We start from the raw sequence: 22063 nt of genomic DNA, 5'->3' as shown, positions 1-22063 counted from the left end.
ACGGCCGCCGCTCGCCCCTCCCCTTCGAAGGCCTCGGCTGGCAGGATTCCCGCCATGGTCCACAGCCTCCCCCTGCCCTGCGGACGCCGGGCACTGCAGACGGCGGTCGCTGCGGCGGCCCTCGCCGGGCTGCTGCTGTGGTTCCTGCTGCCGAGCGGACCACCGGCCCCCGGGGGCCGGGTCACGCTGGCCACGGGGGTGCCGACCGGCGTGTACGCCCGGTACGGAGAGCTGCTCAAGAAGGACCTCGCGCACGACCTCCCGGACCTCGACGTCACGCTCACCCGGAGCGAGGGATCCGTCGACAACATCCGCAAGCTGGTCTCGGGGCGCGCCGAATTCACCATTGCGGCGGCCGACGCCGTCGCCACCTATCAGGTGCAGGGCGGTCGGGACGCGCACCGGCTGCGCGCCTGCGCGCGGCTGTACGACGACTACATGCAGCTGGTCGTGCCCAAGGGCTCCGAGGTGCGCTCGACGCGCGACCTGAAGGGGCTGCGGGTGGGGGTCGGCGCCGACGGCTCCGGGGTGCAGCTGATCACCCGGCGGCTGATGCGCTCGGCGGGGCTGGACTTCGACCGGGACATCCACGCGGAGCGGGTCGGCATCGACACGATGCCGCAGCTGCTGGAGCACGGGAAGATCGACGCGTTCTTCTGGTCCGGCGGACTGCCGACCACCGCCGTGCAGCGGCTGGCCGAGCGCTTCCCCGTACGACTGGTGCAGCTCGGCGACCTGGTCGAGCCGCTGCACGCGCAGGGCCGGGGCAGCCGCTACTACCGGGCGGCGGTGATGCCGGCCGACGCGTATCCGGAGACCCAGGACGACCGGGCCGTGAAGACCATCGCGGTGGCGAACCTCCTTGTCACCACCGACCGCGAGGACGCGGACCTGACCAGGGCCGTGACCCGGACGGTGATAGACAGCCGGGACCGCATCGGACGCGAGGTGCACGACGCCCAGAAGGTCGACCTGCGCACCGCGGTCTTCACCGACCCGCTGCCGCTGCACACGGGCGCGCGGCGGTACTACGTCTCGGCCAAGCCCTGACGGGGCGCTGACGGCGCCCGGCGGGGCCGTCAGGGGGCCGCGGGCGCTTCCCGGTGCGGGGGGTCGCGCGGGACGGTGAGCGTGACGCACAGGCCGCGTGGGGCGTTCGGGGCGTAGGAGATCTCCCCGCCGCCCGCGGCGAGCATGGCGCGGGTGATCGACAGCCCCAGGCCCGAGCCGGAGACGTTCTGGTGGCGGCCGCTGCGCCAGAAGCGGTCGCCGATGCGCTCCAGCTCCTCGTCCGTCAGGCCGGGCCCGTGATCGACGACGGTGATCCGGACCCGCTCGCCCTCGGGAGCGGCGGCGACCGTGACCTCCTCCCCGGCCGGGGTGAACTTCAGGGCGTTGTCGACGACCGCGTCCAGCGCGCTGGAGAGCGCCACCGGGTCCGCCCAGCCCGTGACCGCGCCGTGCCCGTCGTACCGCAGGGTCACGCCCTTGTCGTCGGCGAGCGGGCGCCAGGCGTCCGCGCGCTCGGCGGCGAGCGCCGCGACGTCGGTGAGCTGGAGGTCGGCCGGGGTGTGCTCGGCCAGCGCCAGGTCCAGCAGGCCGTCCAGGACCCGGGCCAGCCGCTTGCCCTCCGTACGGACGGAGGCGATCTCCTCGTTGCCGTCGGGGAGTTCCAGCGCGAGCAGTTCGATGCGGAGCAGCAGGGCGGAGAGCGGATTGCGGAGCTGGTGAGAGGCGTCGGCCACGAAGGCGCGCTGCTGCTCCAGCACGTCCTCGACGTTGTCCGCCATCTCGTTGAACGACCGGGCGAGCCTGCGGAGTTCCGGCGGCCCGGTACCGGCGACGACCCGCGACGCCATCCGGCCGGTGGCGATGTCGTGGGTGGCCGCGTCCAGGATCCGTACGGGCCGCAGCACCCACCCCGTGAGCCGGAACGCCGCCCCCACGGCGACGAGCATGGCCAGCGACTCCCCCGCCGCCAGCCACAGCCAGCCGTGCAGGATCCGCGACCGCAGCTGCTCCGTGGGCGAGTCGGTGAAGACCACCGCGACCACGTCACCGTCCCTGATGACCGGCGAGGCCACCGGCAGCCGGCGGTCGTCCCAGGGCCACGCCTGGTGCGGGTCGTGGCTGCGCCGCCCGGCCAGTGCCTCCTCGAAGGCCTGCCGCCCCTCCCCCGTCAGCGGCACCCGCCAGTCGGCCGGCGCGGCAGCCATGGGAGTGCGGTCGCGGTAGAAGACACCGGCACGGATGTCGTACAGGTCGTGGTACCGCTGGAGCTCCGTACGGAGCGTGCTCAGCCGTTCGTCGTCGGCGGGCGCGCGGCCGTCGACGCCGGGCCGGGACGTGACGAACTGCCCCAGTGAGGCGAAGCGCGCGGCGTCGTCGATCCGGTCCACCACCACCCGATTGCTGCTCGGCCGCCGCCTGGCTGCCCGCCAGCGGGAAGCCGAGCGCCAGCAGCACACCGGCCAGCAGGACGATGAGGAGCGGGAGAAGGCGGGTGCGCACGGAAGGGAGCGTCCGTCAGGGAGCCGGAGGCGCGGGAGCGGGCGCCACGAGCCGGTAGCCGACGCCGCGCACCGTCTCGATGAGCGCGGGCATCCGCAGCTTCGAACGGAGCGAGGCGATGTGCACTTCGAGGGTGCGCCCGGTCCCCTCCCAGCTGGTGCGCCACACCTCACTGATGATCTGCTCCCTGCGGAACACCACCCCCGGACGCTGCGCGAGCAGCGCCAGAAGGTCGAACTCCTTGCGGGTCAGCGGAACGGTGCTGCCGTTCACCGCAACGCGTCTCGTGGCCGGCTCGATGGTGACGGCACCGATGCGCAGCAGGTCCTCGCCGGCCGCCTCCTCCGGGGCGTGCTCCCCGGGGCCGTGCACCGTGCGCCGGCTGACCGCGTGGATGCGGGCCAGCAGTTCTCCGGTGTCGTAGGGCTTGACCACGTAGTCGTCGGCGCCGAGGTTGAGGCCGTGGATACGCGAGCGGACGTCGGAGCGCGCGGTCACCATGATCACCGGGGTGCCGGTGAGCTTCCGTATCCGGCCGCAGACCTCGAATCCGTCCTGGTCGGGCAGGCCCAGGTCCAGCAGGACGACCGCGAAGGCGTCGTCCGCGTCCGGTACGAGCGCGTGCAGCGCCTCTTCCCCGCTGCGCGCGTGCACCACCTCGAAGCCGTGCCTGGCGAGCACCGCGGACAGCGCCGCGGCGACATGGTTGTCGTCCTCCACCAGCAGCAGCCGCATCGGCTCTCCCCCTCTCGCCGGCTCGCGTCCCGGGCCATCAGGGCATCTACCGCGATCGACGGCGCACCCGTCAAGAGGCAGCCGAGCCGGTACGGACATCTGTTACGCAGCCGGTACCGGCCCGTACGCAACGGAGCGTTCCGCTCCGCAAACCGGCCGTCGGGGGCGTCCACGCACCCCGCGCCCCGTTCACCCAGAGTGTCCCTTTGCAGCCGGATCGTTATGCTCAATTTCCGCTCAGATGTAATGACGCTGATCGCAGTGCGTCACTACTGTCCTCTCAACCGAGGAGGACGGAGCTACCCGCCGATGAGCGAAGTATCGGTGACCAAGGACCCCGGGGGCCCCGCCCCGGCGGCGGACGATCTGGTCGCGCTGGCAGGCGTCAACAAGCACTTCGGTGCGCTGCACGTACTCCAGGACATCGACCTGACGATCAAGCGCGGCGAGGTCGTCGTGGTGATCGGCCCGTCCGGGTCCGGCAAGTCGACGCTGTGCCGCACGATCAACCGACTGGAGACCGTCGACTCCGGAAGCATCACCATCGACGGGAAGCCGCTGCCCCAGGAGGGCCGGGAGCTGGCGCGGCTCCGTGCCGACGTCGGCATGGTCTTCCAGTCCTTCAACCTCTTCGCGCACAAGACGGTGCTGGAGAACGTCACGCTGGGCCAGCTGAAGGTCCGCAAGGCGGACAAGCGCGCGGCCGAGGAGAAGGCCCGCGCGCTGCTGGACCGGGTGGGCGTGGGCACGCAGGCGGACAAGTACCCCGCGCAGCTCTCCGGAGGCCAGCAGCAGCGCGTGGCGATCGCCCGCGCGCTGGCGATGGACCCGAAGGTGATGCTCTTCGACGAGCCGACCTCGGCCCTGGACCCGGAGATGATCAACGAGGTGCTGGAGGTCATGCAGCAGCTCGCCCGGGACGGCATGACGATGGTCGTCGTCACGCACGAGATGGGTTTCGCGCGCTCGGCGGCGAACCGCGTCGTCTTCATGGCGGACGGCCGGATCGTCGAAGAGGCCGAGCCGACGCAGTTCTTCAACAACCCGCGCAGCGACCGTGCCAAGGACTTCCTGTCCAAGATCCTGCATCACTGAGCCCGCAGTGGCCCCGATGACTGCCCACACCTGCTGAACCGAAGGAACTTCACCATGAGGATGCGTAAGACGGCCGCTGCGGCCACTGTGGTGCTCGCGCTGACCGCGACGGCGACGGCGTGCGGCGGCCAGTCCGGCACGGCCGGCGACAAGCCCAAGGGCGAGAAGGTCTTCAGCGGGACGTACAAGGTCGCCGAGAAGGTCAAGATCGACTCCCCGACGCTGAAGAAGGCCCAGCAGCGCGGCAAGATCATCATCGGTGCCAAGGCGGACCAGCCGTTCCTGGGCTTCCAGGACTCCGACGGCAAGCGCACGGGCTTCGACATCGAGATCGCCAAGATGGTCGCCGCCGACCTGGGCTTCTCCGCCAAGCAGATCGAGTTCAAGACGATCGACTCCAACGTCCGCGAGACCTCGATCTCCAAGGGCCAGGTCGACTACTACGTCGGCACCTACACGATCAACGACGAGCGCAAGAAGCAGGTCGGCTTCGCGGGCCCGTACTACACCGCGGGCGCGGACCTGCTGGTGCGCAAGGACGAGAAGGGCATCACCGGCGCGGACAGCGTCAAGGGCAAGAAGGTCTGCTCGATCGTCGGCTCCACGCCGCTCCAGGAGATCAAGAAGGCCAAGTACGGCGCCGAGACCACCGAGCTGTCCAAGTACTCGCTCTGCGTGAAGCAGCTGCTGGACGGCCAGGTGGACGCGGTCACCACGGACGACGCGATCCTCAAGGGGTACGCGGCGGAGCGTCCCACGAAGCTGAAGCTCGTGGGCAAGCCGTTCACCGAGGAGCCCTACGGCGTCGGCATGGCCAAGAGCGACAAGGCGCTGCGCGACGCGGTCACCGACGCCATCGAGGCGCACATCAAGAACGGTGACTACAAGAAGGCGTACGAAGGCACGCTGGGCAAGTCCGGCTCGCCGTACGAGGCGCCGAAGACGCCGCTGCCCCGCTACTGACCACGCCGCTCACCACCGGCCCGAGCCGTCGCGCCCCGTACGCCCGCCGCGGCGGGCGTACGGGGCGCGCTGCCTCGTGAACGTCCACGTACGGGGCCGGCGCCCCCGCCCGTCCGCCGCCACCTTCTCACCGCCACCGCGGAGACCCCATGAACGTACTCCTCGATCATCTCCCGCAGTTCCGCGACGGATTCCTGGGGACCCTCGCGCTGACCGCGGCCAGCGGGGCACTCGCTCTCGTCCTGGGCGTCCTCATAGCCGGCTTCCGGGTCTCGCCCGTACCGCCGCTGCGCGCCTTCGGCACCGCCTGGGTCACGCTGCTGCGCAACACGCCCCTGACGCTGCTGTTCCTCGTCGCGTTCTTCATCGTGCCGCAGGTCTTCTTCCCCGGTACGAGCCCGTTCGTGCTGGCGATGCTGGCCCTCGGCTTCTACACCTCGTCGTTCGTCTGCGAGGCCGTACGGTCCGGCATCAACACCGTGCCGCTCGGTCAGGCGGAGGCCGCCCGCAGCATCGGGATGACCTTCTTCCAGACCCTGCGCATGATCGTTCTGCCGCAGGCCACGCGTACCGTGATCCCGCCGCTGAGCAGCATCTTCATCGCGCTCACCAAGAACTCCGCGATCGCCGGCGCGTTCAGCAACACCGAGCTGTTCAACGTCTCCAAGCTGCTGAGCGACAAGGGCTTCGCCATCGGCTGGATCTTCCTCTGGATCGCCCTGGCCTACCTGATCATCACCTTCTCCATCAGCGGCCTCTTCCGGCTGCTGGAGCGCCGCCTGGAGGTGGCCCGATGAACGCGCTCAGCGAGCACACCCCCACGAACTGCCCGTCGCCCGAGCGCGCGGCCGAGCGAAACAAGGCGGAAGCATGAGCAGCAGCGTCCTCTACGACTCGCCGGGCCCGAAGGCCCGCGTACGCAACCGGGTCTACACGGTCCTCGGCTCCCTCGCCGTGCTCGCGCTCATCGCCTTCGCCGTGCTGCGGCTGGCCGCTCAGGGGCAGTTCGCGCCGGAGATGTGGGAGATCTTCAACTACGCCGGGGTGCGCACCTCGATCCGTAACGGCGTCCTCACCACGCTCCAGGTCTTCGCGGTGGCGGCGGTGCTGTCGCTGGTGCTCGGCGTGCTGCTGGCCGTGGGCCGGCTCTCGGACCACAAGCCCGTGCGCTGGCTGGCCACCGGCTTCATCGAGCTGTTCCGCGCCGTCCCGCTGCTGATCACGATCTACGTGCTGTGGGTGCTCTTCCTCAGCTACAAGTCCGAGCTCGGCTTCACCGGCGAGGGAACGCAGTTCTGGGCGCTGGTCATCGGCCTGACCGTCTACAACGGTTCCGTGCAGGCGGAGGTGCTGCGCGCGGGCATCAACTCCGTGCCCAAGGGGCAGCGCGAGGCCGCGTACGCGATCGGCATGAGCAAGACGCAGGTCATGATGTCCGTGCTCATCCCGCAGGCGGTCCGCGCGATGCTGCCGACGATCATCAGCCAGCTCGTGGTGACCCTGAAGGACACCTCCCTCGGCTACGTCATCACCTACCAGGAGCTGCTGTACGCGATCCAGCAGCTGGCCGGCAACACGGTCGTCAACGACGAGAACCCGTACGTGCCGATGATCATCGTCGGCGGTGCGATCTACGTCGCCATGTGTCTGCTGCTCTCCGCGCTCGCCAACTGGATCGAGCGCCGCGGCCGGCGCGCCAAGACCGGCATCGCGGTCTCCGAAGCGGGCCAGGCGGTGACGGCCGGCGACGCGATGAGTCCCATCGACGGGGCGACGACCCAGGGCCCCACGGACAGGACCGGCTGAGCCGGCCCCCCTCGGGCGGCGGCCTACTCCCCAAGGAGAGGCGTCAACTGACGGGGCGAAAGGTTGCGGAGGCAGCGGCACGGGTGCCGCTGCCTCTGTCACTTGACGCGGCACGCCCGCACTAGGTTGCATACGCTGTGTGATCGCGCACCGGGCCTCAACTGCCATGTCCTCTACGTCCCGCAAGAGCCTCCGGCCGAGCCCCGGTCCGTTCAGCTCACTCCGCCCGGAGCGCGCTGCCACGGGGCGCCGGCGGACACGTACGGCGGGGCCTTCAGGGGCGTGCGTCGGCAGCGGGGCCGGTAGAGGCGGGGGCGGTACGGGCCATGGGGCCGGAGCGGCCGGCGCGGTCTCTGTGGCCGGCGCGTCCGGTGCAGCCGGTGCGGTCGTCGGATTCGCTCCGCTTCGCTCCGGGGGAGCGTCGTGGACCCGGTGATCGTGGCCGGGGCCGGCCCCGTCGGCCTCTCCCTCGCCGTCGCGCTCGCGCGCCTCGGCGTCCCGTGCATCGTGCTGGACGAGACGGACGGCCGCGACGAGGTCCGGCCCGCCCGTACCGCCGTGCTCCGCCCCGACACCGCCGCGTTCCTGGCCCGGCTGGGCTGCGCCGAGACCCTGGGCTCCGAAGGCACCCGCTGGGCGGCCTGGCGCACGGTCCAGCGCCGTCGGCTGCTGGACCGGGTGGCCTTCGCGGCGACCGGTGCCCTGGCGGTCAGGACGGCGGACGCCGACGCCGCCGGTCACGGCGCGGAGCGCGGCAACGACGGCGCACACGCCCCGCTCTCACCCATACACGTACCTCAACACGCTCTCGCGCGCGCCCTCCGCACCGCGCTCGACCACGAACCACTCGTACAGGTGGTCCCGGAGAGCCGCGTCATCGAGCTGACGCAGGACCGCGACGGGGTCGGCATCCACACCCGCGGCCCCAAGGGCACGTGGTGGCGGGGCAGTTACGTCGTCGGCTGCGACGGCCCGCGGTCGACCGTCCGCAAGCTCCTGGACATCCGCTTCCCCGGACGCACCGCCGTCGAACGGCACGCCGTCGCCGCCCTGCGCACCGAACTCCCCTGGCCCGGCGAAGCCCTGCTGCACCGCGCGCCCCCGCGCCGCGGCGCCGCCGGCACGGGCCGGGCCGGGGTCCTCGGCGGAACGACCGGCGAGGTGACCGCCCGCCCCCTCCCGGACGGCGTCTGGCGGCTGGACTGGCTGCTGCCGCCCGGCCGCGACCTGGTCACCCCGGACGCCCTCGTGGCGCGCATCCGCGACACGCTGGCCGGCTGGACGGAGGCCGGTACCGGGCAGGGCGGGACGGCCGCCGAAGGGGAGGGGCGCGCCTTCAGGGGCGGCCCCGCCTTCGGTCAGGGCCCGGGCGACGCCGGGAACGGCTCGCTCGTCCCCGCGTACGAACTGCTCGACACCGGGGTCCACACGGTCCACCACCGGCTGGCACGGCGCTGGCGCTCCGGCCGCGCGTTCCTCGCCGGGGACGCCGCGCACCTGCTCGGCGCGCTGGGCACACAGGGGCTGGACGAGGGGCTGCGGGACGCCGAGAACCTCGCCTGGAAGCTGGGGGTCGCCTGGCACCACGGCGCCTCCGACGCGCTCCTGGACAGCTACCAGACGGAGCGCAGGAGCGCCGTCGCCGCCCGGCTGCGCGCCGCGGACCAGGCGCTGCCGCTGCTGCGCGACGGCGGTGCCCGGGGGCGGCTGCGAGGTGTGGTCACGGCGGCGGGACGCGGCCGGACGGCGCTGCTCACGGACGGCCACCTGGGGCGCGGTCCGCTGGGCGCCGCTCCGGTGTACGACCGGTCGCCGCTCGCGCCGGCCGTCGCTCCGCCCGGCGCGGTCCGCGTGGACACGGTGCCGGGCGGCCCGGCAGCCGACGTGACGGTGACGGCATCCGACGGCTCGGCCGTACGGCTGCGGGAGCGCCTGGGGCACGGCCTGCTGGTCGTCCTCGTCGCGCCGGGCACGGGGGTGTGGGACCGCAAGCACTGGATGTCGGCCGGGCTCATGCCGCGCCTGGCCGACGCGGTGGCGGCGCTGCCGCTGCCCGCGGAGATCCTGGTCGCCGAGCACTACCCGGGCGCGGCCGCCCACACCGTCCTCCTGATCCGTCCCGACGGCCACCTCGTCACCGCCCTGGCCGGCGTACGCGCCACCGAACTCCAGGCGTGCGCGGAAAGGCTGTGCGGCGATGGCGCGGGCGACGTACCCGATGCGGAGCGGGAGACGGACCCGGACGGGGACACGGGCAGGGACACGGACAGGTACAGGGACAGGGAGTTCACCGAGGAGGGTCTCGGAGGGGAGCGTGGCGGCGCCCCGGAGGCGGGGGCCGGGGGTGCCGGCTAGGCGGGGTGCCCGCTAGGCGGGGTGCCCGCTAGGCGGGGTGCCGGTTGGGCGAAGTGCCGGTCGGGCGAGGTGCCCGTTGGGCGAGGCGCCGGTTGGCGGCTGTGGCTCGGGGGTGACGCCTGCGACTGGCGGCCGGGATCGCGGCTGATGCCTGCCGCCGGTGGCTGGGATCGCGGTTGACCGGGCGGCACCGCCATGCTTCACTACGGAGCGTGACAGACACCGGCTCGCACTTCTGGCGGAGGGTCCATCTGGACCTGGTCCGCTACGCGGGCTGCGTATGTCGTCCGTCCTGCTGACCGGCTCCTGACCCGGACTCCGGTCACCGATCCCCTTCCCTCTCCGCGCGGCGCACGTGCTCATGAGCACGCGTGCCCGGCGTCGCCATGCGTACGTGGCCATACGAGCGTGGGGCCTCAACAAGCGTGGGGTCACACGAGCGTGGCCATGCGTACGTGGCCATACGTACGTGGCCTCACGTGTACGCACAGGCCGGCGTCGAGGGCCGCCGGGCTGCCGGGTCGCCGGGCCGGCTTGCTCCGGCCGGACCGTGCGATCCGGCCGCCCGAACTGCTGCCCGCCCCTGGGCCGTACGCCGCGCGCCTCCTCGTGATCACTCAGGACGGTTCCCATGACCGACGCACCCGCCACCACCGCCGTACGCATCCCCGCGCCCCCGCACCCCGCCGACAACCTCGGTCCCACCGCCTCCGAACTGCTCGACTTCGTCCGCCGGACCGCCGCGGACACGCAGCTCATCACCTCGCTCCCCCTCGACCCCGAGGGCCGGACCTGGATCCGGCTGGACGGGCCGGGCGGCAGCGAAGCGTGGATCATCGGCTGGCCGCCCGGTACGGGTACGGGCTGGCACGATCACGGCGGTTCGCGGGGCGCGTTCGCCGCCGCCGCGGGCGAACTGACCGAGCAGTCCCTCGCTGCCCAACTCCCCACCGAGGGCTGGAAGACGCTGGAACTCGCCGACGACGTGGACCGGGAGCGGCGGCTCGGCGACGGCCGCGGCCGGGCCTTCGGCCCGCACCATGTGCACCAGGTGTTCAACGCCTCGGCCACCACGCACGCCGTTTCCGTACACGCCTACTACCCGCCGCTGCCCCTCATGCGACGCTACAGCCGCACCGGCCCCGTACTGCGACTCGAAGAGGTCGAGCGTCCGGAGGGATGGGAATGAGCGCGATCGACGAGCTTCTGGCACAGGCCCGTACGGAGCTGAAGCGGGTGGAGCCGGACGAGGCGGCGGCCGTCCAGCGGGACGGCGGGCTGCTGGTGGACATCCGTTACGCGGCGCTGCGCGAGCGGGACGGCACGATCCCGGGCGCGCTGATCGTGGAGCGCAACGAACTGGAGTGGCGGCTCGACCCGACCGGCGACCATCGCGCGCCCGAAGCCACGGGGCACGACCTCCGGGTCGTCGTGGTCTGCAACGAGGGCTACGCCTCCAGCCTCGCCGCCGTCTCCCTCCGCCGGCTCGGCCTGCCCCACGCCACCGACCTCACCGGCGGCTTCCAGGCCTGGCGGGCCGCCGGCCTGCCGGTGACCCCGCCCCCCGAAGAACCCACCTGACCATCCGGGGCGAGGGCCCGCGCGGGGGAGCTTTCCCTCCCCGCCGGTCAGTCCCCCATGTACGTGTCGAGAAAGTCCGGGTCGTCCGTGCCCTCCGCTTCGAGGGCGTCGCGGACGACGCGGAGGGCCAGGCCTTCCGGGTAGCCCTTGCGGGCGAGCATGCCCGCGAGGCGGCGGAGTCGCTTCTCCCGGTCCAGGCCCCGCGTGGAGCGGAGCTTGCGGTCGACCAGTTCCCGGGCGGTCTGCTCCTCCTGTTCCGGGTCGAGCTGTCCGACGGCCTCGTCGATCAGTGTGGGCTCCACGCCCTTCGTACGCAGCTCCCGGGCCAGCGCGCGGCGGGCCAGGCCACGGCTGTGGTGCCGGGACTCCACCCACGCCCCGGCGAAGGCCGCGTCGTTGATCAGTCCGGCCTCCTCGAAGCGGGAGAGGACCTCTTCGGCCGCCTCGTCGGGAATGCCGCGCTTCTGCAGCGCGTCCGCGAGCTGCTTCTTCGTGCGGGGGTTTCCGGTGAGCAGGCGCAGGCATATGGCCCGTGCCTGCTCCTCGGGTGTGCGCGGTGGCCCGTCCCCGGCCCTCGACGAGGCCGGGCCACCGCTGTCCGTGCTGCCGCCATCGGCGACGGGCGCGGCGTCGTGTTCGCCGCTGTCGGGCCAGTGCGTTCGGCGGGTCACGGCGGACTAGCTCTTGGCCGCTGCGGCCTTGGTTGCCTTGGCGCCCTTGGCCGCGGGGGCCGGTACGGTCTTGGCGGGCTCGGCCGCCTCGCCGGCCGCGTCCGCGCCCGGTTCCGCCGTCGGGTCCTCGGGCTTCACACCGATGCCCAGCTTCTCCTTGATCTTCTTCTCGACCTCGTTGGCGAGGTCGGGGTTGTCCTTGAGGAAGTTGCGGGCGTTCTCCTTGCCCTGGCCGAGCTGGTCGCCCTCGTACGTGTACCAGGCGCCGGACTTCCGGATGAAGCCGTGCTCCACACCCATGTCGATCAGGCCGCCCTCGCGGCTGATGCCCTGGCCGTAGAGGATGTCGAACTCCGCCTGCTTGAAGGGCGGGGCGACCTTGTTCTTCACGACCTTGCAGCGGGTGCGGTTGCCGACCGCGTCCGTGCCGTCCTTGAGGGTCTCGATACGGCGGATGTCGATGCGCACCGAGGCGTAGAACTTCAGGGCGCGGCCACCGGTCGTGGTCTCCGGCGAGCCGAACATCACGCCGATCTTCTCGCGGAGCTGGTTGATGAAGATCGCGGTGGTCTTGGACTGGTTCAGCGCGCTGGTGATCTTCCGCAGCGCCTGGCTCATCAGCCGGGCCTGGAGGCCGACGTGCGAGTCGCCCATCTCGCCCTCGATCTCGGCCCGCGGCACCAGGGCGGCCACGGAGTCGATCACGATGAGGTCCAGCGCACCGGAGCGGACCAGCATGTCCGTGATCTCCAGGGCCTGCTCGCCGTTGTCCGGCTGGGAGAGGATCAGGGCGTCGGTGTCGACACCGAGCTTCTTGGCGTACTCGGGGTCGAGGGCGTGCTCGGCGTCCACGAAGGCCACCTGGCCGCCGGCCTTCTGCGCGTTGGCAACGGCGTGCAGCGTCAGGGTCGTCTTACCGGAGGACTCCGGGCCGTACACCTCGACCACGCGGCCGCGCGGGATGCCGCCGACGCCCAGGGCCACGTCGAGCGCGGTCGACCCGGTCGGGATGACCTCGATGGGATCGTTCGGCCGGTCACCCATGCGCATCACTGCGCCCTTGCCGAATTGTCGTTCAATCTGTGCGAGCGCGGCGTCGAGCGCCTTCTCGCGGTCAGTGCCTGCCATGGGTTCCACCCGGTTCGCTTGAGTCGATCGCTTCACGTCCATGACGCTAACGCCTGCCACTGACAATGCGCCCGGACCCGGCCTCGGCCTGTGGATAACTTCCAGGGAAGCCCGGAAAATCGGGGCCGTGGCTCTCATGAGAATGGATGTTCGATTTTAGTGTCAAGCGCGCCACGCCGCGCCCCGGCCCCTGCGAGAAGCCCGCCACCGTCCACGGCTCAGCTGCCGTCGGGCCCGTCCTCCGCATGGCTTCCACCGCCCTCCCGGCGCTTCTCGCTCTCTTCCTCGCGCTTCTCGGCGCGTCGGCGTTCCTTCAGCGGGGCCGCCGCCTGCTCGGTGCGGAGGGTGTGGCGCACCTTGGCCAGGAGCGAGGCGCCGCGTCTGCGGCGGCCGCGCCCCAGGACCCGCGGGTCGTCCGTGACCTCGTACCGCTTGACGTACGCGCCGAGGAAGCCCTGCAGCGTCGCGGTCGCCGGGATGGCGATCAGCGCGCCGACCGCCCCCAGCAGCGCGGTGCCGGCGATGACCGAGCCGAAGGCGACCGCCGGGTGGATGTCCACGGTCCGCGCGGTGATCCGCGGCTGCAGGAGGTAGTTCTCCAGCTGCTGGTAGACGACCACGAAGCCGAGCACCCAGACCGCGTACCAGGGGTTCACCGTGAAGGCGATCAGCATCGGCAGCGCGCCCGCGAGGTAGGTGCCGATCGTCGGGATGAACTGCGAGACCAGGCCGACCCACATGGCCAGCGCCGGCGCGTACGGAACGCCCAGGATCTCCAGCAGGACGTAGTGCGCGATGCCGGAGATCAGGGCCATCAGGCCGCGGGAGTACAGGTAGCCGCCGGTCTTGGCGACCGCGAGCTCCCAGGCGCGCAGCACCTCTGCCTGCCGGGTGGGCGGCAGTACGGAGCACAGCGCGCGGCGCAGCCGGGGGCCGTCCGCCGCGAAGTAGAACGAGAACAGTGCCACCGTGAGCAGATTGAACAGCGAGCCCAGCACGGTCGCGGAGACGGCGAGGACGTTGTTGGCGCTGTCCTGGACGTATTTCTGCAGCCAGTCTGACTTCAGCAGGTTGTTCTGCACCTCGACGCGCGAGAGGTGGGTGTGGAACGTGTCGTTCGTCCAGCTGATCACGGAGTCGAGGTACTGCGGGAACTCCCCGACCATCGTGGCGATCTGTCCGGCCAGCATGGAGCCGAGCAGGGTCACGAAGCCCACGCCGACGATCAGGATGGCGAGGAAGACCAGCGCCGTGGCCACTCCGCGCCGCATGCCGCGCGCCGCCATCCAGTCCACCGCCGGCTCGACGGCCAGCGCCAGGAAGAACGCGATGAGGATGTTCAGCAGCAGCGAGATGAGCTGGTGGAACGCCCAGCTCGCCAGTTGGAAACAGGCCAGCAGGGCGAGTGCCAGCACCATCGCGCGCGGCAGCCAGCGTGGCATCCGCGTGGCGTGCGGATCGTTCGGTCGTCGGTCGTCGGGGCCGGTGGGCTTCGGAGTCGCGGACACGGGCCAAGTCTCGCGCACGGGTCGGACATCGCGGACTCCGGCCCGCGCCGCCTGGCGGGTCGGCGGGGTTCGGAACCGGCGGGCGTGGGCGGGGTTCGGAGCCGACGGGCGTGGGTCGGGGTCAGCGGTGCTCCGCCGGCACGCCCATGACCGAGCACACCACGCGCCAGACCTCCTTGGCACTCCAGCCCGCGGCGAGCGCCTCGTGGACGGTCCGGCCGCCCAGTTCGGACATCACGTGATCGCGCGCGAAGGTGTCGGCGTACGACGCGCCGAAGTGATCTGTCATCCGCTGCCAGAAGTCCGTCAACCGCATGACACCAGTATCCCGCCCCTGAGGGTGCAGCCGTGCGCGAGCCGCTGACCGGCCGCGGGTTCCGCCCTACGGTCGGTCCATGGCCGAAACCGCAAGCCCACCGATGACTCCTCTGGCGCGCGCCGAACAGTTCATCTGGCTCACCGCGCGGGTCCTGGAACAGCGCCTCTTCGAGTACCACTTCCTCGGCGGCAGTGCGGACGCCGTGGAGACCGCTCTGAACGCCTACCGCAATGACGACGACGGATACGGTCACGCCCTGGAGCCGGACCTGCGCGGCCCGGTGAGCCAGCCCCTGCACACGTCGCACGCGCTCGGTGTGCTGGACGCCATCGGGCGCTGCGACGGCCGCCGGGTGGAGCAGATCTGCCGCTATCTGACGCACATCTCGACGCCCGAGGGCGCGCTGCCCGCGCTGCACCCCTCGTTGCGCGGCTATCCCGCGGCGCCGTGGATTCCGATCCCGGACAGCCCGCCGAGCGATCTGCTGGCGACCGGTCCCGTCGTGGGACTGCTGCACCGGAACGAGGTGTGGCACGCCTGGCTGTTCCGGGCCACGGACTACTGCTGGCGTGCGGTGGAGGCCCTGGAGAAGACGCATCCGTACGGTGCCGAGGCCGCGCTCGCCTTCCTGGCGGGCGTGCCGGACCGGGCGCGCGCGGCTGCCGCCGCCGGGCGTCTGGGCCGGCTGGTGCGGGACCAGGGCCTGGTCGTCGTGGAGCCGGAACGGGCGCGGGAGGTGCCCGTGGCGGAGGGATACGGGCCCGGCGAACACCATTTCGCGTACGACTACGCCCCCACACCGGCGTCCCCGGCCCGCGGCTGGTTCACGGACGCCGAGATGGACAGGGCGCTGGACCACCTCGTGTCGCTCCAGGAGGAGGACGGCGGCTGGCCGATCAACTGGCGCTCGTGGGCGCCGGGCATCGCGCTGGAGTGCCGTCCGATGGCGACGCTCAAGGCGCTGCTGACGCTGCGCGCCTACGGACGGGACATCGGCTGACCCAGCTGGCGGGCCGGGAGGCGTCACCCCGAGGGCGGCCGGGGAGCGCTGTCCTTGAGGAGCAGCGCGCACAGCGCCAGGGTGGTGCCGCGTGGTGAGGCCAGGTCGATGCCGGTGAGTTCGACGATCCTGGCGAGGCGGTTGTCGACGGTGTTCGGGTGCAGTCCGAGTGCCTGCGCGGTCGCGCGGCGGTCCTGGCGCGTCTCCAGGTGGGTGCGCAGGGTGTCGGCCAGTTCGGGACGGCCGTCGAGCGGGTCGAGGAGGGCGGCGATCATCGAGCTGCTCTCGTCGTGGCGCGTGAGGTGGAAGTCGAGCAGGACGTCGGCGAGCCGGTGCAGTTCCGGGGGCCGTCCGGCGGCGTGCGCGATGCGGATGACTTCGGAGGCGGTACGCGCGGCGTGCGGGATGCCTTCGGGGCTCTCGGCCCGTGCGGCGGCGCAGCGCACCGGGCCGTCGCACACTCCGGCCAGCCGCCGGGCGAGACCGTCCGGGGGTTCGGGCGCTCCGGGGACGAGCGCGTGGCCGCCGGTGGCGTCCAGGGAGGTGAGGACGTCGGTGCCGAAGGCGCGCTCCAGGGCCGTCTGGAGGCGCCGCAGCCGGCGCCGGACGGCGACCGGCGCGGTGGCGGGGCCATCGGCCGGCGGAAGGCGCAGAGCGAGGACCGTGGCGGGCCCTGCCAGGCCCAGGTCGTCCAGTACGGTGCGGTCGGCGGGCGGCGCGCCGTCGATCAGCGCGCGGGCCAGTGTGCGGCGTTCCTCGCGTCGTTCGGCGTCCAGGGCGGCGCGTTCGTCGAGGTAGGTCTCCGCGACCGCGCCGATGACGCTGCTCTGGTTGCGGAGGAGGAAGTCGGCGAGTTCGGCGAGGGCCGCCTCCTCGCCGGGGGCGGCCTCCTCGTGCAGCGTCCGCCACAGGGCGTACGTGCCCAGCGCGTGGGTGCGGAGCAGCAGGTGCAGGGGCAGCCCTTCTTCGGCGCGCTGGGCGGCGCGCTCCCTGAAGAGCGCGTGGTCCCCGTGGCGGCCGTCCTGGCCGCGCGCCCGCCGCATGAAGAGGCGCAGCCCGTGCCGCGCGGTGGCGGCGATCTCGACGTCCTTCATGTCGTCGGGGAGCTCTGCGTATCCGGGGATGTCCGCGAAGACGTCACCGGTCATCTCGCGGGCCAGTTCGTTGACGCGTGTCTCGCAGCGCAGGGCCAGGCGGCGGGCGGCTTCGGAGAGCGGCACTCGTGCCTCCTTCTCGGGGCGCGGCCCCGCGCCGTACGGGTAAGGCGGGGGTTGTGACGCGTCACAGTACCGGCCGCCGGCGGGTGTGACGGCGGCGGATGTCCCCTGGTCCGCGGGCGGCTCAGACTCGGTGCACCGGCCGGAGAAGGCCGCAGCGCACCGGTGGGCATCCGATCCTTTCGTAGGGAGCCGCTTTCTATGACGCAGCACAACCTCGACGACTACCTCGCCTACGTGGACCGCGTCTGGGAGGGCGAGGACACCCTCCTCGCCCACCTCTCGGGGCGGTACACGGGAGACGCTCTCGTGCGCGTCGGCGAGCGGACCGGGTTCTTCCCCGCGTTCGCCAATGTGGCGGTGTTCGACACCGGATCGGACGGGCTGGTGCTGGTGGACTCGGGGGACGTCCGTACGGCCGGGCAGCTGCACACGGCGGTGACGGCGTTCGGCACGCCCGAGGACGGCACGCCGCGCAAGGAGGTGCGGGGCGTCGTGTACACCCACGGGCACGTGGACCACGTCTTCGGGGTCGCGCCGTTCGACGAGGACGCGCGGGCGCGGGGTGTCGCCGTTCCCGAGGTCGTCGCCCACGAGGCGGTCGCGGCGCGCTTCGACCGGTACCGGGAGACGGCGGGCTACAACTCCTGGATCAACCGGCGGCAGTTCGGGGTGCCGTCGCTCGACTGGCCGACCCGGTACCGCTACCCGGACACCACCTACCGGGACCGGCTCACGCTCCGCTACGGGGAGCTGACCTTCGAGCTCTTCCATGCGCGCGGCGAGACGGACGACGCCACCTACGTGTGGGTCCCGGAGCTGCGGACGCTGTGCACGGGCGACCTGTTCATCTGGAACTCGCCGAACGCCGGCAACCCCCAGAAGGTGCAGCGCTACCCCGAGGACTGGGCGCGGGCGCTGCGTGCCATGGCGGAGCTGGGGGCCGAGGTGCTGCTCCCCGGGCACGGCGTGCCCGTCATCGGGGCGTCGCGCGTCGCGCAGGCCCTCGGGGACAGTGCCGAGCTGCTGGAGTCGCTGTGCACCCAGACGCGGGACCTGATGAACGCGGGGCTGCGCCTGGACGAGGTCCTGCACCGGGTGAAGGTGCCGGCCGAGCTGCTGGCCAAGCCCTACCTCCACCCCGCCTACGACGAGCCGGAGTTCGTGGTCCGCAATCTGTGGCGGCTGTGGGGCGGCTGGTACGACCAGAACCCGGCGCATCTGAAGCCCGCGCCCGAAGGGGAGCTGGCCGCGGAACTGGCGGAGGCGGCGGGCGGTGCCGCCGTGCTGGCGCGGCGAGCGGCGGACCTGCTGGGCCGCGGTGAACTGCGGCTCGCCGCCCACCTGGCGGAGACGGCGGCGCTCGCGGCGCCGGAGGACCGCGAGGTGGCCCGGGTCCGCGCCGAGGTGTACGCGAAGCGGGCCGCCGCCGAGTCGTCCACCATGGCCCAGGGCGTCTTCCGGTGGGCCGCCGCGGAGTCGGCGGCGGTGGCCGGGGGGACGGACCTCACCACCGAGCTGACGCGCAGCGAGGGAGGCCGTCGGCGGGCCGCCGGCGGCATCGCGGTAGGTGTCGTGACGGGCGCGGACGAGGACGGCTGTTCGTGCGGCACGGCGGACGGGGGCGGGGCCGCGACGGGGCGGCTCCGGTGACGTCCGCCGCCGGGGCCGCACCGGCCGTCGCCCCGGGCGCGGCCGCCGTCGTACGGGGACGGGCCTGGCGCACGACCTGGCTGCTGCTGGCCTTCATGCTGGTGAACTTCGCCGACAAGACGGTGATGGGCCTGGCCGCGAACCCCGTGATGCGCGATCTGGGCCTGACGCGCGAGCAGTTCGGTACGGCGTCGTCGGCGTTCTTCGCGCTGTTCAGCCTGGCGGCGCTGGCGGGGTCGTTCCTCACCCGTACGGTGCGCACCTCCGTACTGCTGCTGGGCATGGCACTCCTGTGGTCGGCGGCGCAGCTGCCCATGCTGGTCGGCGCGGCCGGCTTCGGGGTGCTGGTGGCGACGCGCGTCCTGTTGGGTGCCGCGGAGGGCCCGGCCTCCCCGGTGGCGCTGCACCACCTGTACGGCTGGTTCGAGCAGAAGGACCGCACGCTGCCGACGGCGGTGCTGCTGGCGGGGGCGGCGGCCGGGGTGGCGATCGCGGCGCCCACGCTGGGCGTGGTGATCGACCACTGGGGCTGGCGCTGGGCCTTCGGGGTCGTCGGCATCGTCGGGCTGGTCTGGGCGGCCCTCTGGCTCCGGTACGGCGCGGAGGGGCCACTGGCCCCCGCGGTGGGCGGACGGCGTGCCCCGGAGGGGGCGGTGGCCGCGGGGCAGGCAGCGCCCGTGCCGTACCGGCGGCTGCTGCTGTCGGGGACCTGGCTGGCGGCCGCGCTGGGCTCGTTCGCCGCGTACTGGACGCTGTCGGCGGGGCTGACCTGGTCGGCGGACTACTTCCAGGAGGTGGGCGGGCTCTCGCTGCGCGGCGCGAGCCTGCTGATCATGTTGTCGGCGCTGACCAAGGGTGGCGCGATGCTGGTCCACGGGGTGCTCGTGCAGCGGTCGGTCAAGCGGGCGGCGGCCGGCCTGCCGCCCCGCCTCCGCTGGCCCTCAGGGGTGAAGACCGGGCTGGTGATGATCGTGGCGGGCGCGGCCACGGTGTGCTTCGCGGCGACGGACGTGCTGTGGCTGAAGATCGTCCTGCTGCTGGGGCCGCTGTCCGTCACGGACATCGTCCTCACGGTTGCCGCGACCGCGGTCTCCCGGATCTCCCCCGCCGACCGGCGCGGTGTCACGCTGGGGGCTCTGACCTGCGTGTTCGCCCTGGCGGGGGTGCTCGCGCCGCTCGTCATGGGGCACATCGTGGACGCGGGCGCGACCGTGGCCTCCGGTTACTTCGGCGCGTACGGGCTGATGGCCGGCCTGGTGACGGTGGCCGGGGCGGCGGTCATGCTCTTCCTGCGCCCGGAGCGGGACGCCCGGCGGCTGGGCACGGAGGGGGCGGAGGACGGGCCGGGCACGCACCCGTAGGCGCACGGCGGCGGGGCTCCCCGTGGGCCGCGTGCCCCGCCGCCCTCGGGGCGGCAGGCACCGAGTACCCGTAAGAAGCGCGCCCCGCCGCCCTTCGGGTCAGCCGCCGAGCGCCCGCACCCCCGCCGTGACCACCACCGCGACGGCGACCACGACAAGGAACGGTGCGCGCAGCACGAGGGCGAGGGCCGCCGCGCCGACGCCGGCCACCTTGGCGTCCAGCAGGAGGTGGTTGCCCTCGCTGAGGGTCTGCTGTGCGGTGAGGGCCGCCAGGAGGGCCACGGGCAGCAGCGCGGCCAGCCGCTTGACGAGAGGCCGCTCCAGGAGGCCGGCGGGCACCAGCAGGCCCGCGTACTTGAGCAGATAGCAGCCGACGGCGGTGGCGGCGATCGCGATCCAGGTGTTCATCGGCTCTCCTCCTCGGCGCCGGAGGTCTTACGGGAGCGGGCGCCCTGGACGAGCAGCACGGCGGGCGCGGCCAGTGCGGAGACCAGGACCGGCACCCCGGCGGGCAACACCGGCAGGGTGACCAGCATCAGGACGACGGCGAGCCCGGCAGCGGCACGCTCCACGGTCGTCCTGAGCATGGGGGCCAGCAGCGCCAGGAAGACGGCGGGCCCGGCCGCGTCCAGGCCCCAGGCGGCGGTGTCACCGAGCGCTTCGGCGCCGAGCGCGCCGGCCAGCGTGGTGAGGTTCCACAGGACGTAGAGCGACAGGCCCGTGACGGTGAAGCCGAGGCGGGCGCTGTGCCGGTCGGGCTGGGCGAGCGTGACGGCAGAGGTCTCGTCGATGACCCAGTGGGCGGCGAACGGCTTGGCCAGTGCGCGGTAGCCGAGGAGCCCGGAGAGCCGCAGTCCGTAGAAGGCGTTGCGGGCGCCCAGGAAGAACGCGCCGGCCGCGGCGGCGAGCGGGTTGCCGCCCGCCCCGAGGGCGCCGACGAGTGCGAACTGCGAGGCGCCGGTGAACACGAGGAGGCTGAGCAGGCAGCTCTGCAGCACGCTCAGGCCGGCGCCCGCCGAGGTGACCCCGAAGGCGAAGCCCGAGAGGCCGACGGCGATTCCGACGCCGAGCGCGTCCCTGACGACGGCGGCATCGGACTTGCGAGGCGCCACGTCCGAGGAGGCGCGGTACGGGTCCGCTGTCTCATGAGGTGCGGTCTGTTCGATCTGTTCAGGCACGTCGTCACGGTAGGCGGGGGCGGTCTCCGCGGTCTTGTACGTTCTTGCGCCCGCTCTCCGAGGCGGAGCAGTGGCCGGCGGCGCCGCGTTCCCGCCGGTACGCGCCGGGCGGCACCCCGACGATCCTGGTGAAGTGCCGGTTCAGGTGCGGCTGGTCCGTGAAGCCGACCGTGGCGGCGGCCTCGGCGGGCGTGCTGCCGGTCTCCAGGAGCCGCCGGGCCCGGCGTACCCGGAGGTCGGTCAGCCAGGTGTGCGGCGGCATCCCGTACGCGTCCTTGAAGGCGCGCAGCAGCGCGAACGGGCTCGTTCCCAGCTGCGTGGCGAGTTCTTCCAGGGACGGTGGCCCGGCCAGCCGCTCCTGGAGGATGTCCCGGGCGCGCGCGGCCCGCAGGGCTCCGGCCGAGCGCGACGTACGGGCCGGGAGGGAGCCGCCGTGCGCGCGCAGCAGACGTGCCACGACGATGCGCAGCACGCTGTCGGCGGCCAGCGCGTTGCCCTCCTCCGCCGCCCGGTGCACCTCGTGGATGAGGCGGGCGGTGTGCGGGTCGGTCACGGCGGTCGCCGCGAATCCGGGGGTGCCGCGGAGCGTGGTGGTCTCGGTGGCGATCCCGGTGACGAGTTCGGCGGAGGGGTAGAGCGTGGAGTACGTCCAGCCCTCGTCGACGCCGGCCCGCGCGGTGTGCGGCACCTCCGGGTTGATCATGACGACGCTGCCGTGGCCGGCCCGTACCGTTCCCTCGGGCAGCCCCACCTCCTCGATGCCGCCGCTGACCGCGGCCAGCACGAACCCGTCGTGGGTGTGGCGGGGGAAGGTGTGGCGGACGTACCGGGCGCGCAGCAGGTCGAGGCCGGGCAGTCCTGCATGCTGCCAGTGCCGCGCCCACTCGCCGGAGGCGCGCCCGCCGGTGCCCCCGCTCCCCCGGCCCGCCGCCGGGCCGCCGCCGCTGCTCCCCATGCACCCATTCTGCGTCCGGCGTGCCAC

At 72.8% G+C, this 22063-nt stretch carries 21 protein-coding genes and 1 pseudogene; 12 read left to right on the top strand and 10 right to left on the bottom strand.

Features of this window, described 5'->3' with window-relative positions; all coding sequences use genetic code 11:
* Positions 1–54 precede the first annotated feature (54 nt).
* Positions 55–1050 (top strand): TAXI family TRAP transporter solute-binding subunit, encoded by a 996-nt coding sequence (locus ACZ6WH_RS35600; RefSeq protein WP_469733830.1) that lies wholly within the window; start codon positions 55–57, stop codon positions 1048–1050.
* A gap of 29 nt (positions 1051–1079) precedes the next feature.
* On the opposite strand, the pseudogene ACZ6WH_RS35595 reads toward ACZ6WH_RS35600, so the two are convergent.
* Positions 1080–2511: pseudogene (locus ACZ6WH_RS35595) on the bottom strand (HAMP domain-containing sensor histidine kinase).
* A gap of 15 nt (positions 2512–2526) precedes the next feature.
* Positions 2527–3246 carry a response regulator transcription factor gene (locus ACZ6WH_RS35590; RefSeq protein WP_432859343.1) on the bottom strand — a complete coding sequence of 240 codons (720 nt, stop codon included), beginning with the start codon at positions 3244–3246 and terminating at the stop codon, positions 2527–2529.
* Positions 3247–3555: 309 nt separating this feature from the next.
* Between ACZ6WH_RS35590 and ACZ6WH_RS35585 the strand changes: the two genes are divergently transcribed.
* The 8 genes from ACZ6WH_RS35585 to ACZ6WH_RS35550 all read left to right on the top strand — a co-directional run bounded on the left by ACZ6WH_RS35585 (position 3556) and on the right by ACZ6WH_RS35550 (position 11046).
* Complete coding sequence (locus tag ACZ6WH_RS35585) at positions 3556–4341, top strand: amino acid ABC transporter ATP-binding protein (protein ID WP_432859341.1); 786 nt, start codon at positions 3556–3558, stop codon at positions 4339–4341.
* A gap of 54 nt (positions 4342–4395) precedes the next feature.
* Positions 4396–5304, top strand: coding sequence for a glutamate ABC transporter substrate-binding protein (locus ACZ6WH_RS35580; protein WP_361563078.1), 909 nt, complete (start codon positions 4396–4398; stop codon positions 5302–5304).
* Positions 5305–5453: 149 nt separating this feature from the next.
* Positions 5454–6101, top strand: a complete 648-nt coding sequence (locus tag ACZ6WH_RS35575) for an amino acid ABC transporter permease (protein ID WP_399715675.1) — start codon at positions 5454–5456, stop codon at positions 6099–6101.
* Positions 6102–6174: 73 nt separating this feature from the next.
* Positions 6175–7110 (top strand): amino acid ABC transporter permease, encoded by a 936-nt coding sequence (locus tag ACZ6WH_RS35570; RefSeq protein WP_432859338.1) that lies wholly within the window; start codon positions 6175–6177, stop codon positions 7108–7110.
* A gap of 423 nt (positions 7111–7533) precedes the next feature.
* Complete coding sequence (locus ACZ6WH_RS35565) at positions 7534–9465, top strand: FAD-dependent monooxygenase (RefSeq protein WP_469733826.1); 1932 nt, start codon at positions 7534–7536, stop codon at positions 9463–9465.
* A gap of 212 nt (positions 9466–9677) precedes the next feature.
* A complete protein-coding gene (locus ACZ6WH_RS35560) occupies positions 9678–9764 on the top strand; it encodes a putative leader peptide (protein WP_324605607.1) in 87 nt (28 codons plus the stop codon).
* Positions 9765–10096: 332 nt separating this feature from the next.
* A complete protein-coding gene (locus tag ACZ6WH_RS35555; protein WP_469733824.1) occupies positions 10097–10654 on the top strand; it encodes a cupin domain-containing protein in 558 nt (185 codons plus the stop codon).
* A complete protein-coding gene (locus tag ACZ6WH_RS35550; RefSeq protein ID WP_469733822.1) occupies positions 10651–11046 on the top strand; it encodes a rhodanese-like domain-containing protein in 396 nt (131 codons plus the stop codon). Before ACZ6WH_RS35555 ends, ACZ6WH_RS35550 begins: the two co-directional genes overlap by 4 nt.
* Positions 11047–11093: 47 nt before the next feature.
* Here ACZ6WH_RS35550 and recX read toward each other — a convergent pair whose 3' ends face one another.
* The 4 genes from recX to ACZ6WH_RS35530 form a co-directional block, all read right to left on the bottom strand.
* Positions 11094–11717 carry a recombination regulator RecX gene (gene recX / locus ACZ6WH_RS35545; protein WP_469733820.1) on the bottom strand — a complete coding sequence of 208 codons (624 nt, stop codon included), beginning with the start codon at positions 11715–11717 and terminating at the stop codon, positions 11094–11096.
* 6 nt (positions 11718–11723) lie between these two features.
* A complete protein-coding gene (gene recA / locus ACZ6WH_RS35540) occupies positions 11724–12845 on the bottom strand; it encodes a recombinase RecA (protein WP_361563090.1) in 1122 nt (373 codons plus the stop codon).
* Positions 12846–13063: 218 nt separating this feature from the next.
* A complete protein-coding gene (locus ACZ6WH_RS35535) occupies positions 13064–14287 on the bottom strand; it encodes an AI-2E family transporter (protein ID WP_469734018.1) in 1224 nt (407 codons plus the stop codon).
* A gap of 187 nt (positions 14288–14474) precedes the next feature.
* Complete coding sequence (locus tag ACZ6WH_RS35530) at positions 14475–14669, bottom strand: DUF3046 domain-containing protein (RefSeq protein ID WP_432859330.1); 195 nt, start codon at positions 14667–14669, stop codon at positions 14475–14477.
* A gap of 79 nt (positions 14670–14748) precedes the next feature.
* Between ACZ6WH_RS35530 and ACZ6WH_RS35525 the strand changes: the two genes are divergently transcribed.
* Positions 14749–15672, top strand: a complete 924-nt coding sequence (locus tag ACZ6WH_RS35525; protein ID WP_469733816.1) for a hypothetical protein — start codon at positions 14749–14751, stop codon at positions 15670–15672.
* Positions 15673–15695: 23 nt separating this feature from the next.
* Here the strand turns inward: ACZ6WH_RS35525 and ACZ6WH_RS35520 are convergent, their stop codons facing one another.
* Positions 15696–16892 carry a PucR family transcriptional regulator gene (locus tag ACZ6WH_RS35520; protein ID WP_469733814.1) on the bottom strand — a complete coding sequence of 399 codons (1197 nt, stop codon included), beginning with the start codon at positions 16890–16892 and terminating at the stop codon, positions 15696–15698.
* A gap of 198 nt (positions 16893–17090) precedes the next feature.
* Here ACZ6WH_RS35520 and ACZ6WH_RS35515 point away from each other — a divergent pair, with 198 nt between their 5' ends.
* Together ACZ6WH_RS35515 and ACZ6WH_RS35510 are read left to right on the top strand one after the other, a co-directional pair.
* Entirely contained in the window at positions 17091–18542 is a 1452-nt protein-coding gene (locus ACZ6WH_RS35515; protein ID WP_469733812.1) for an alkyl sulfatase dimerization domain-containing protein, read from the top strand.
* Positions 18539–19903, top strand: a complete 1365-nt coding sequence (locus tag ACZ6WH_RS35510) for an MFS transporter (RefSeq protein ID WP_469733810.1) — start codon at positions 18539–18541, stop codon at positions 19901–19903. The genes ACZ6WH_RS35515 and ACZ6WH_RS35510 overlap by 4 nt, the downstream gene beginning before the upstream one ends.
* 99 nt (positions 19904–20002) lie before the next feature.
* Here ACZ6WH_RS35510 and ACZ6WH_RS35505 read toward each other — a convergent pair whose 3' ends face one another.
* The 3 genes from ACZ6WH_RS35505 to ACZ6WH_RS35495 are packed head-to-tail and all read right to left on the bottom strand — an operon-like array spanning position 20003 to position 22036.
* Positions 20003–20311: an AzlD domain-containing protein gene (locus ACZ6WH_RS35505; protein ID WP_432859320.1), complete on the bottom strand. Its 309-nt coding sequence runs from the start codon at positions 20309–20311 to the stop codon at positions 20003–20005.
* Positions 20308–21081 carry an AzlC family ABC transporter permease gene (locus ACZ6WH_RS35500; RefSeq protein ID WP_469733807.1) on the bottom strand — a complete coding sequence of 258 codons (774 nt, stop codon included), beginning with the start codon at positions 21079–21081 and terminating at the stop codon, positions 20308–20310. Before ACZ6WH_RS35500 ends, ACZ6WH_RS35505 begins: the two co-directional genes overlap by 4 nt.
* Positions 21082–21085: 4 nt before the next feature.
* On the bottom strand, positions 21086–22036 hold the full coding sequence (locus ACZ6WH_RS35495) for an AraC family transcriptional regulator (protein ID WP_469733805.1): 951 nt from the start codon (positions 22034–22036) through the stop codon (positions 21086–21088).
* Positions 22037–22063 lie beyond the last annotated feature (27 nt).

Source organism: Streptomyces sp. NPDC050806, from assembly GCF_055586425.1.
Note: the sequence above shows the minus strand (reverse complement) of the source record. Positions and strands in the feature narration are given on the sequence as shown.